Annotated in this window: 9 protein-coding genes and 1 pseudogene; 5 read left to right on the top strand and 5 right to left on the bottom strand. The window is 67.5% G+C overall.

What is annotated here, in order from left to right; translation table 11 throughout:
• Positions 1–122, top strand: a pseudogene (locus CR919_RS20180) (IS110 family transposase); the annotation flags it as partial.
• A gap of 231 nt (positions 123–353) precedes the next feature.
• On the opposite strand, the gene CR919_RS20175 reads toward CR919_RS20180, so the two are convergent.
• Positions 354–1550, bottom strand: a complete 1197-nt coding sequence (locus CR919_RS20175; protein ID WP_099821541.1) for an MFS transporter — start codon at positions 1548–1550, stop codon at positions 354–356.
• 93 nt (positions 1551–1643) lie between these two features.
• Here CR919_RS20175 and CR919_RS20170 point away from each other — a divergent pair, with 93 nt between their 5' ends.
• Positions 1644–2573, top strand: coding sequence for a LysR family transcriptional regulator (locus CR919_RS20170; RefSeq protein WP_099821540.1), 930 nt, complete (start codon positions 1644–1646; stop codon positions 2571–2573).
• Between the two features lie 32 nt (positions 2574–2605).
• On the opposite strand, the gene CR919_RS20165 is transcribed toward CR919_RS20170, so the two are convergent.
• The gene (locus CR919_RS20165) at positions 2606–4054 is read right to left on the bottom strand and encodes an amidohydrolase family protein (RefSeq protein WP_099821539.1); all 1449 of its coding nucleotides are present in this window, start codon (positions 4052–4054) and stop codon (positions 2606–2608) included.
• A 49-nt stretch (positions 4055–4103) separates the two neighbouring features.
• Positions 4104–4805: an ankyrin repeat domain-containing protein gene (locus CR919_RS20160; RefSeq protein ID WP_099821538.1), complete on the bottom strand. Its 702-nt coding sequence runs from the start codon at positions 4803–4805 to the stop codon at positions 4104–4106.
• 94 nt (positions 4806–4899) lie between these two features.
• Here CR919_RS20160 and CR919_RS20155 point away from each other — a divergent pair, with 94 nt between their 5' ends.
• Positions 4900–5781 (top strand): LysR substrate-binding domain-containing protein, encoded by an 882-nt coding sequence (locus CR919_RS20155; protein ID WP_099821537.1) that lies wholly within the window; start codon positions 4900–4902, stop codon positions 5779–5781.
• Between the two features lie 131 nt (positions 5782–5912).
• On the top strand, positions 5913–6350 hold the full coding sequence (locus tag CR919_RS20150; RefSeq protein ID WP_099821536.1) for a DUF3806 domain-containing protein: 438 nt from the start codon (positions 5913–5915) through the stop codon (positions 6348–6350).
• Between the two features lie 116 nt (positions 6351–6466).
• Here CR919_RS20150 and CR919_RS20145 read toward each other — a convergent pair whose 3' ends face one another.
• Positions 6467–7627 carry an amidohydrolase family protein gene (locus tag CR919_RS20145; protein ID WP_099821535.1) on the bottom strand — a complete coding sequence of 387 codons (1161 nt, stop codon included), beginning with the start codon at positions 7625–7627 and terminating at the stop codon, positions 6467–6469.
• 184 nt (positions 7628–7811) lie between these two features.
• On the opposite strand from CR919_RS20145, the gene CR919_RS20140 reads away from it, so the two are divergent.
• Entirely contained in the window at positions 7812–8453 is a 642-nt protein-coding gene (locus CR919_RS20140; protein WP_099821534.1) for a hypothetical protein, read from the top strand.
• Positions 8454–8515: 62 nt separating this feature from the next.
• Here the strand turns inward: CR919_RS20140 and CR919_RS20135 are convergent, their stop codons facing one another.
• Positions 8516–11242, bottom strand: a complete 2727-nt coding sequence (locus tag CR919_RS20135) for a TonB-dependent receptor (protein WP_099821533.1) — start codon at positions 11240–11242, stop codon at positions 8516–8518.
• Positions 11243–11406 lie beyond the last annotated feature (164 nt).

Raw genomic sequence — 11406 nt, 5'->3', positions numbered from 1 at the left:
ACCGCTCCCTGCGGGCGCGCGGCAAGGAGGCCAAAGTAGCCATCGTGGCGGTGATGCGGAAGATGCTGGTGATCCTCAACGCCCGCATGCGTGACGCCCAGAGCGGACCGATCCCCGCCTGACGTCAATGGGTGCGTACATCCAGAGGCTGCCGGCCAGCGGCCGGCACTACCGTGCCCGTCTGCAGGAAGGGCCGAAGCTCCTCCTGCAAACACAGTTGCTACAAGGACGTACTTGCGGCGTCCCCGCAATCCGACACCGCCCCGCCCTCCCACGGAATCCAGCTTCTGCCGTTGCCGTTGCCGTTGCCGTTGTTTCGGCGGGTGCAGGGCGCAGCCCTGCCGAACACACCCTCAACGCAGGCGGATCAGCAGGCTGCCACCGGCACAGATCGTCGCCAGCCACGCCACGCCCTGCCACCCCCACTGCGCCAGCGCCAGGCTGCCCAGTGCGCCACCGCCGGCCATGCCGATGAACATGCCGGTGAACAGCAGCGCGTTGAGGCGACTGCGTGCCGGCGGCACCAGACCGTAGACCAGAGTCTGGTGCGCGACCAGCGCCGACTGGAAACCGAAATCGAACAGCAACGCGCTGACCACCAGCAACGGCAGCAGCGCAGCGGCCGGCAGCCATGACTCGGCCAGCAACAGGGCAAAGCCTGCCAGCGCGACGGCGATCGCCAACCGCGCTACCGCAGGGCTGCCCAAGCGATCGGCGAAGCGGCCAGCAACGGGCGCAGCCAATGCACCCGCAGCACCGGCAATGCCGAACGCACCCGCAGCGGCACTGCCCAGACCCAGCCGTGCGTGCAGCATCAGCGCCAGCGTCGACCAGAACGCACTGAAGCCCACCGCCAGCAGCGACTGGCTGGCCACGGCGCGACGCAACTGCGGCTGCTCGCGCCAGAGCGCCAGCAACGAGCCCAACAGCGCGGGGTAGCGCAGCGTGCTGGTCGCGGCGAAGTGTGGCAGTGCCCGTGCCATCACCGCGCCCATCGCCAGCACCGAGAGAGCCGCCAGGCCGAACTGCACGCGCCAGCCCCAGGCTTCGGCCACCACGCCGCTGACCACGCGCGACAGCAGGATGCCCAGCAGCAGGCCCGTCATCACCCGGCCCACCACCTGCCCACGCTGCGCATCCGGTGCCAGCACCGCGGCGGCCGGCACGATGTCCTGCGCCAGCGTGGCCATCAGCCCCACCAGCAGGCTGGCAACAAGCAGCCCCGACAACTGGCCGGCCAAGGCCGCCGCCCCCAGGGCCAACGCCAGCAAAACCGACTTCAGCAGGATCAGGTTGCGCCGGTCGAAGCGGTCGCCCAGCGGAGCCAGCAGCAGGATGCCCAGCGCATAGCCCAGCTGGGTCAGGGTCGGCACCAGGCCCACGGCGCGCTCGCCGGCACCCAGATCCTGGGCGATCAGGCCCAGCATCGGCTGGCTGTAGTAGAGCGAGGCCACCGAGAAGCCCGCACCGGCGGCCATGGCCAGTACCAGTGATGGGGCGGGCGCGGCGCTGGGCGCAGTGGTGATGGTTGAGAGCGAGGGAGTGGACATGGGGGCATCCGGGAAAGAAGTGGAGCGTAGCGTGCCGATATTCGCAGTGCGTCTGTAGTAGGCTCAGCCACATACTTGCCATACGTCATACGCATGAACGACCTTGCCTCGGGTGGCGACCGCCTGGATCTGCTGCGTACTTTCCTGCGTATCGTGGACAGCGGCAGCCTTTCTGCTGCTGCCCTGCAGCTGGGCACCACCCAGCCCACCGTCAGCCGTCGGCTGCAGGCACTGGAGCGGCAACTGGGCCTGCGCCTGCTGCAGCGGTCCACCCACGGCCTGCTGCTGACCGAGGACGGCCAGCGCTGCCAACGCCATGCACAGCGGGTGGTGGACGAATGGGAAGCGCTGCAGGCCGAGCTGCACGGCCAGGCCCAGATGCTCAGCGGTCGCCTGCGGGTGATGGTGCCGCATGCATTCGGCCAGGCGCAGCTGCTGCCGACCATGCTCGATTTCCTCGCCCAGCATCCACAGTTGAGCCTGGAGTGGATCCTTGAGGACCGCCGTCCGGACTTCATCGCCGAAGGCATCGACTGCGCGGTGCGGGTCGGCACGGTCGACGAACCGCGCATGGTCGCCCTGCCGCTGGCCGAAGTACCGCGCATCGTGGTGGCCGCACCCTCGCTGGCCGATGCAGGCTCGATCACCACGCCCGAGCAGGCGCAGGCATTGCCATGGATCTCGCTGGTCACCTATTACCGTGAACGTCTGCTGCTGCACGACGCGCAAGGCCGCGCACACACGCTGTCCATCACGCCACGCCTGCTCAGTGACAACCTGTTCGTGGTGCAGCAGGCCGCACGTGCTGGATTGGGCGCGGCGGTGGTTTCGGCCTGGCTGGTGGCCGACGACCTGGCCGAAGGGCGATTGGTGCAGCTGCTGCCGGACTGGCAGGCACCGCCGCTGCCGGTGCATCTGGTGTTCCCTGCCGCACGACAGCAACCCCTGCGCCTGCGCGCCTTCATCGACGCGATGAAAGCCGCGCTGCCACAACTGCATGGCATGCGGCCGGCGCCACGCTAGGCGCTGCCGGCGACATCAACGCGGGCGTGGTTCTACTTCGCCGCGGCATTCCAGCCAGCGACCTTGGCCTTGGTGTCGGCCAGCATCCTGTCCAGCGCCGCGCGATCGTACACATCGCCGCGCAGGATCACACTGTCGATCTTTTCGGTGGCGGCGATGTCCTGCAGCGGATTGGCGGTCAGCAGCACCAGATCGGCCGCCTTGCCCGTGGCGACACCGCCATAGCGCTGCATCTGGCCGAACCAGGCCGGGCCGGAGCGGGTCGCGGCGGACAGCGCCTGCGGTGCGCTCAGGCCTTCCTTCACGAACAGCTGCAATTCCTGGTGCAGGCCGATACCCGGGTAGTTGAACGAGTTGAGGAAGCCCGCATCGGTGCCGGCAATGATCGTCACCCCCGCTTCCTGCAGCAGCGGCAGCACTGCGGCCACCTGGTGGTACTGCGCATGGCGCGCCTCGATCTGCGCCGGCGTCGCCTTGGCCGCGCGCTCCACGCGCCAGGCGTACGTCGCGCGCAGGCCCGGGCCGATGTAGGCCAGATACGGATCGTTGGCGTGGTCGTCCTGGTCGAGGAAGTCGAGGATGCGGCCGCCATTGAGCGTCGGCGTCACGAATACGCCGCGCTTGGCGAAATCACGATAGGCGTGCAGCGCGGTTTCGCGATCGAAGCTGGCGTCGAGGCGGCGGTTGGCCTCGGCGCGGTCGATGCGCCCAGCGCCAAAATCGGCGGCAATCTGCGCTTCATCCTTGCTGCCCGCCTTGAAGGCATAGTCCAGATGCTCGATCGAGGCCAGGCCTGCGTCAACTGCCTGTTCCACCGTCAACGCCATCGGAATATGGCCTGAGGCCTTGAACCCCGCCTTGCGCGCGGCACTGGCCGAGTACAGGAACAGTTCCGGGGTCAGCGTGCTGTCGGTGATCTTCACGAAATCGACCTTGTCGTGCTGCAGGCGTTCGATCGCCTTGTCCGCGTCGGCCTTGCTGCCCACCTCGATCGTGCCCTTCCAGACCGGCTTGATGCCTTCGATCTTCGCACCCGACGTCAGCAGGCGCGGACCGAACAGCGTGCCGTTGGCAATTTCGCCGCGCCACTGCAGTACCTGCTGCGGCAGATCGCCGGAGCAGTCACGGATCGTGGTGATGCCGTGGGCGATGTACAGCGGCAGCAGCGCCTTGTTCTCTTCCACCAGCGCCGGGCCGCCACCGAAATGCACGTGCATGTCCCACAGGCCGGGAATCAGGTACTTGCCCTTGGCGTCGATCTGGCGGCTGCTGCTCCACTGGCTGCGCACCTGCGCATCGGGGCCGACCGCGACGATGTCCTCGCCACGGATGACCACGCTCTGCCCGGGCACGCTGCGCGCGTGCTCGACATCGACCACCGTGGCGTTGCGGATCAGCAGGTCGGCGCGCTCGGTGGCAGACGCCGACAGCGGTGCAACCGCAAGAAGGACGGCAAGGGACAACGGATGGGAACGGAACATGGAGAGCATCCTGGTGGGCACGGCAGCGTGCGGGTGGAAGGGGCGGGTGTCAGCGTGCCGCGCCGTGCTGGCGCAGCAGGGTTTCGATGTGGGTGTAACCGCGTTGCCGGGCATGCGCCAGCGGCGTTACGCCGTCGCCATCGGCAAGCTCGGGGTTGGCACCGGCGTCCAGCAGCAGCTGCACGATCTGCACGTGGCGCGCGCCGCCATCGCCGAGCAGAATCGCCTCCAGCAGTGCAGTCCAGTGCAGGCGATTGACATGGTCCACGGCCACGCCAGCGCGCAGCAGCGTACGCACGGTAGCGACATGACCGCGCTCGGCAGCAGGAATCAGCGCGGTACCGCCATAGCGGTTGGTGCTGCGCAGGTCTGCACCGTGCGCGAGGGTCAGCGCCAGGATCTCGTCCAGGCCGCGTGCGCCAGCGTACAGGTAGGCGCTGTCCTGCATCGCGTCCTTGGCATTGACGTCGGCGCCGGCCTCGATCAGCTCGCGCGCCACGTCCACGTTGTTGCCGTGGGTGGCCAGCAGCAGGGCCGTGCGGCCCTGGCCGTCACGGGCTTCCAGATCGGCACCCGCGTCCAGTGACTCGCGCACGGCCTCGGCGTCGCCGCGGCTGGCGGCATCGCGCAACTGCGCATCAGCGTCGCTGCTGGAAGTCGCCGTGCATGCCGGGATCACCATGACCAGCAGGCACAGCAACAGCATGCGAGCCACTGCCGAACGACGCTGCCGGGAGCGAAGGTGGTGCATCGTGACTCTCCTCATGCGCGATGGCGCCGGCCATTGCCGGCCCCTGCCCTGCATGGTAGAAGTCGGCACGGGTATCCAGAAGTGAAATGTTCAAATGCAAGACAGTGCCAAATCGAATAGAACAGTGTTCGAACTGGACCTGCTGCGGGCCCTGGTGATGGTCGCCGACTGCGGCAGCTTCACCACCGCGGCCACCCGCCTGCATTCGACCCAGTCCACGGTCAGCCAGAAGGTTCGCCGCCTGGAGGAACTCGCCGGTCACCGCCTGCTCGAGCGCGGCCACCGCGACGTGCATCCCACCGATGCCGGGCACACCCTGCTGGGCTATGCCCGGCGCATGCTCGATCTGAACGAGGAGCTGGCCCAGGCATTGGCCGGTGCCACCGTGGAGACCGCAGTGCGCATCGGTGTGCCGGAGGACTTCGTCAACGCCCAGACCACGCGCATGCTCGCCGCCTTCAGCCGCCGCCACCCGCAGGTCAAGCTGGAAATCAGCAGCGGCCTCAGCCGTGATCTGGCCCACGGCTTTGACCATGGCGAGCTGGACCTGGTGCTGGTCAAGCAACGTCGCAACACCCGCCAGGCCGTGCATTGCCGGCGCGAACCGATGCACTGGATCGACAGCCTGCGCAGCAGCAGCCTGCAGCAGGACCCGCTACCGCTGGTCACGTTCCCGCCGCGTGGGCTGTACCGCGACGAGATGATCCAGGCCGTCGAGGCACTGGGCCTGCGCTGGCGCATCGCGTTCACCAGTTCCTCGCTGAGCGGCATCCAGGGCGCGGTGGCGGACGGCATCGGCATCAGCCTGCTGCCACGTCGCGCGGTCAACCGCGAACACCGCATCATCGATGGCCAGCGCGACCTGCCGGTGGTCGACAACTACGAGATCGGCCTGCTGCATCGTGCCGATGCCGATGATGCGGTGCGTGCGCTGGCCAGCGAACTGTGGCGCCAAGTGCAACGCGAACCGGACTGACAACAGTAGATCCACGCCATGCGTGGATGCCTTTCGCGCGTCAAGCATCGAAACATGGTCAATCCGGCCGCACGGCGGGCAACATTACCCGCTACAGTGCCTGCTGTTTCCGTGGCCCGCGGCACTTCGCCATGTCCGACGAAATCCCCACCCGCTTCGATCCCCTGCCCGCTGCGCTGCAAGCGCATCTGCAGCACCAGCGTTCACGGATCGCCGCTCGCGTGGCCGCCGAGTTTCCCACCCTGCCGGTGCAATGGCCACTGTCGGCCCCGACGCTGCAGCGCGTGGTCGATGCGGAGCTGATCGATCGTGACGACTGCGATGGCTGGGAGGCGCTGGGTGTGGCGTTCGGCGACACGCTGGCCCAGCGCGTGCCGGGCCTGGCCTGGATGCAGGTCACTGACGCCTGGGGCATCGACGCGGTGCTGCGCTATGCCGACAGCAGCCTGCAGATCGGAGTCAGCACGCTGTTGCTCAAACGCGTCGAGCAGGGCGAGACGATCGACATCGCCCATCTGCTGGCGTGGTTGGAGGAGTTCGTCGCCACCCGCGCCGACGATTACGCCTGAAAGGCTGCCGAGCATGGCTCGGCACCACAAGGGGTTGGCGCGGCGTGATGGGTAGATCCACGCCATGCGTGGATGAACGTAACCGCGGGATGGTTCCATCCACGCATGGAATGGATCTACAGCCAGCGACCGTCGACCACCACGCGGCGCTCCACCGGCACCCCTGCCACCGCAGCCGGACCATGGTCGGCACGTACCGCCACGAAGGTGGCCGGAAGACCGTCTGCAATGCCGTACTGCGGCAACCCGATCACCGCCGCCGCGTGGGTGGTGACCATGTCCAGCGCCAGCATCAGGTCCGCATCGGTGTAGAAGCCCGACCGATAGCCCAGCAGCATCGCCCGCTGCAGCAGGTCGCCGTTGCCGTACGGCCACCAGCAATCGCGGATGTTGTCGTTGCCCGCGAACACGCGCACACCTGCGTCGTGCAGGGCGCGCAGCGGCGGGAACGGATGGTCGCCCGGCGCGTTGCTCATGATCGCTACGCCTGCGGCAGCCAACGCCTCGCCGACCTGTAGCGCGCGTGCCAATGGCACCTCGCCCAGCGCATAGGCATGACTGACTGCCACCCTGCCCTGCAGGCCCGACGCGCGCGTGCGCGCCGCGATCCGCAGCAGCTGCGCCAGCCCGGTCTCGCCCGGCTCGTGCAGGTGGATGTCCAAGCGTACGCCATAGCGCTCGGCCAGCCCGAACAACAACGCCAGCTGGCCTTCGGCATCCCCATCCAACGTGCTCGGGTCGATGCCCCCCAATACTTCCACCCCTGCGGCGATCGCCTGTTCCAGCACCGCCGCTGTACCCGGGCACGACATCACGCCCGCCTGCGGGAATGCCACCAGCTGGATGCGCATGATGTCGGCACAGCGCAGCGCGGCCTCGCGTACCGCCTGCAGGTGGCGCAGGCCGGTGCTGCCATCGATGTCGACGTGGCAACGCATCGCCACCGTACCGAAGCCGCTGCACTGGCGGATCAGCGCCTCGGCACGGTCCGCCATCGGTGCAGCGGCGGCTATCGCGGTCTTCTCCACCGCCAGCCGCTCACGCAGGCTGTTCACCGGCTGGTGCGGATGCCAGTGATCACCGACAAAGCTCTTGTCCAGATGGATATGGCCGTCGACCAGTCCCGGCAGAACGGTAAAGCCGGTCAGGTCGACGGTCTGGGCTTCCTCTGCTGCCGTGTCGTCGCCGTTGATGCCGACAAAACGGCCATCACGGACGTGGAAATGCAGGGGGGTACCGTCGCGATCGACGCCACCATGGACGAACTGCAGGGTCATCTGGATCTCCCGGAAAGCCAACACTGGCGCCATCCTGCCCGCCGCCGCTGCCATCGGCCAACGAAATATCTGCATGCCATGCATTCACCGGCACGATGAATCCCGCCCGCGACCCTGCGCCGCAGGGACGCCGGATGCACGCCTGAACGGGTAACATGGGCGCCTGTTTCCGCTGTGATGCCGCATGGGCCCGTCCGACCGCCACGATCGTCTTCGCCGCTGGCAGGCCGCGTCCCTGTTGGCCGCCGCCCCGATCGCCAGCCTGTCCGCCACCGATGCCAACGCCAGCGCGCCCCTGCAGGCGCCGCCAGGCCAGCAGCGGATCGCCTCGGCTGCGCTGGTCGAGGTGCTGCATCAGCGCGTGCTGGCCGGCCAGAGCGCCACCGCCACCCTGGAAAGCTGGTGTGCCGAGCACGGCCTGGCCGAGCAGGCCCGGGTCCGCGCCGTGCGCGTACATGGCCAGGACAAGCCTGCGCCGGCCGACGTGCTGCAGGCCTTGGGCGCCAATGCCTCCACGTCCCTGCGTTACCGCCGTGTGCAGCTGGCCTGCGGCAGCCGGGTGCTGTCGGAGGCCGACAACTGGTACCTGCCCGATCACCTCAGCGCGGCCATGAACCAGGTGCTCGACACCACCGACGAGCCATTTGGCCGTGTGGTCGGTCCGCTCGGCTTCCAGCGCCAGACCCTCACCGACCAGACGTTCTGGCCGCCACGCGGCGAAGGCGACCATGGCGTCATCCTGGAAGTGCGCGCCCTGCTCCGTGACCGCCAGCGGCAGCCTTTCAGCTACGTCATCGAGTCGTATCTGGTGCAGGCGCTGCCCTGATCCAGCAATGAGCTGAATGGAGAAAGGCCCGGCAATGCCGGGCCTTTCGTTTTGCATTTCGATCAACGGAACCGGTAATCCAGCTCCACCCAGAACTGACGGCCATAGGGGTCGTAGTTGCCGACCGGATAGAACGGCCAGCCACCGCCATTCCTGTCCGCCGGCGGCCGGCTGTCGCGCAGGTTGTTGACGATCACGCCCAGTGTCAGGTTTTCGCCGAACTGGCGGAACACACTGGCGTTGTAGGTCATGTACGGCGCGATGCGGCCACTGCCATCGCTCTTGGGCAACGAGCCATAACGGTTGCCATAGATCGTCGCGGTCCAGTCGCCCTGGTTCCAGCTGATGCTGCCATTGGCCTTGCTGCGCCACTGCCAGTCATCCAGCGAATTGCGGATGTCGCGCACTTCGTCATCGGCAAACTGCTTGTACTCGTGCTCCAGCACCAGGGTGTAGGCCAGACGCGTGGTGAAGCGGCCATAGCGGCCCGCATCGAAGCGCCAGTTGCCCTTCAGGTCGACGCCACGCACCGATTCCGATGCCGCATTGATCGGATTGATCAACACGCGGGTCACCTGGTCCGGCTGCACGGTGGCATTGGAGGGGTTGCGGATCACCCGCGACAGCGCGTCCTGGCACAGCGGCGAACCGATGTCGCGCGCCTCGCCACCGAGGGTGCGACCCAGCCGGCAGTCGGCCTCATCACGCAGGATGCGGCTGGTGTCGAGGCTGGTCACCTCGTTGTCGATGCGGATGTCGTAGTAGTCAGCGCTGAAATCCAGCCCGGACAGCGGCGACCAGACCACGCCGAAGCCATACGATTTGGCCGACTCCGGCTGCAGCTGCGGATTGGCGCGGTTGCTGTAGTCGATCGACAGGCCGTTGTAGTCGCAGTTGTCATACGACTGGCCGGCGGTGCGGCAGCGCCAGTAGTCGGTCATGCCCGGGTTGTAGCCACGGGTCTCGGTGGCAAACACATAATTCATGTCCGGCGCACGGAAGCTGGTGGCGGCGGTGCCGCGGATCAGCAGGCTTTCGATCGGACGGAATTCGACACCGAAGCTCCAGGTCGCCTTGCCGAGATGCTCGCCACCGGCGCGGTACTGGTCGTAGCGACCTGCCAGGGTGGTGGTCAGCGACTGCAGCAACGGCAGCTGCAGTTCAACACCGGCCGCATAGCGGTCACGTTCGCCACCGGCACCGATGCCGGCGCTGGTGTTCCAGAATTCACCGGTGCCCAGGCGCGGGTCCGGACGGTTGCGGTAGCCCTGGCTGCCCGCTTCGACCACTGCGGCCAACGCGGCATCGCCACCCGGCAATGCGAACAGGCGGCCGTTGACCGTCGCGCTGAAGGTCTGCAGCCACGCCGCGTTGCGGCTTTCCTGGTAGTCGGACAGGCGACCGTACTCATCGGGCGTCAGCGGCCGGAACAGGCGCGACGGATCCGGTGCGTAGACCTCCACGCCGTTGCGCACCCCCAGCTGCGGACCCAGCAGATACTCGTTGATACCGGCCAGCAGCACCGGCCGGCGCGTGCGGTTCTCGTACCGCGAGCGGCTGTAGACCGCTTCGTAGTCCCAGCCGCTGTCACCGAACTGGCCACGCGCACCGACATTGAACGACCACGAGTTTTCCAGGAAGCGATTGGCGTTGCGCGGCAGGCCGCCGATCTCCTCCGGCGCGAAGCGGCGGTACCAGCTCTCCAGGTTGCCCGTGTTCTGGTTGTAGAAGTAGTTGCGTGACGAGGTCCAGGTGGGTGCACGCGTGTTGTTGTGGATCCGTGCGCTGCCCACGGCGACATCGGCGAACAGGTCGGTGCTGTCGTTGACGTGGAACGTCAGCAGGCCGTAGCCGTTGAGGTTGCGCTTCTCGGTCTGCACGGTCCAGTAGCTGGCAGCGGCTTCGTTGCTGCCGCAGTACCATCCCTGGCGCGGGTTGTTGGCGCGCAGCACGCTGCCACCATAGATGGCCGAAGCGGCATCGCAGCCGGCCGCGCCGGGATCGATGTTGCGACCGGTGGCGGCGTTGCGACGATAGGCGACGGCCGTCGGCTGCGGCGCCTTGCCCGTGGGATCATCGTCCAGCGAATCCATGAAGTCGCGCTGCCGCGCATGGATCGCCTTGCGCACGTCCAGTTCGAAGCCGAACAGGCCCTCCCAGCGCTCGCCCGAGCTGCCACCCACCACCTGCACGCGCTGGTTGTCGCCACCGCCCTGCTGGGTGCCGCCGGCACGCACGTTGACGTCCACGCCGTCGAAGCGGTCCTTGAGGATGATGTTGACCACGCCGGCAATCGCATCGGAGCCGTACACCGCCGATGCACCGGCGGCCAGCACCTCGATGCGCTCGATCAGCGCACTGGGGATGTTGGCCAGGTTGACCACGTTCACCGAGCCTTCGTAGGCCAGCGGATAGTCGGCCTGGCGGCGGCCGTTGACCAGCACCAGCGTGCGGTTCGGGCCCAGCCCACGCAGGTTGATGGTGTTCGCCGCCGGGGTGAAGGTGTTGCCGAAGTCCTCGCCCTGCACGTTGCCGGTGTTTTCAGTGAGCGCGCTCAACGCATCGAATGCGTTGCGGTAGCCCTGCGCATCGATCTGCTCGCGGCTGATCACCGTGACCGGTGACGGCCCCTCGACGCTGGCACGGGGGATGCGCGAGCCGGTGACCTTCACTTCCTGCAATGAGGTGGGTGCGCTTTCCTGCGCGAAGGCCGGCAACGAGGCCAGCATCAGGGACGACAAGGCAAGCACCAGCGGACGCGGGCGCAGCGCCAGGGAAGAGGCGGACATGGGCTTCCTGGGGGAGTTGGGCGGGTGGTCCGGGGCGCTGGCGACGGTGCGCGCATAACGATCCCGTAACGAAAGTGTCCTGAACGGATGGTTGCAACGGAAATGACCAGCCCTGATGGCCTTATGCCTGAACCGAATCAGACCGCAGGCAGCGGCACCACCGC

The organism is Stenotrophomonas sp. LMG 10879 (assembly GCF_002750935.1).
Taxonomy (GTDB): Bacteria; Pseudomonadota; Gammaproteobacteria; order Xanthomonadales; family Xanthomonadaceae; genus Stenotrophomonas; species Stenotrophomonas lactitubi_B.
The sequence above is the reverse complement of the archived record's forward strand: the minus strand, read 5'-3'. Positions and strand labels throughout refer to the sequence as shown.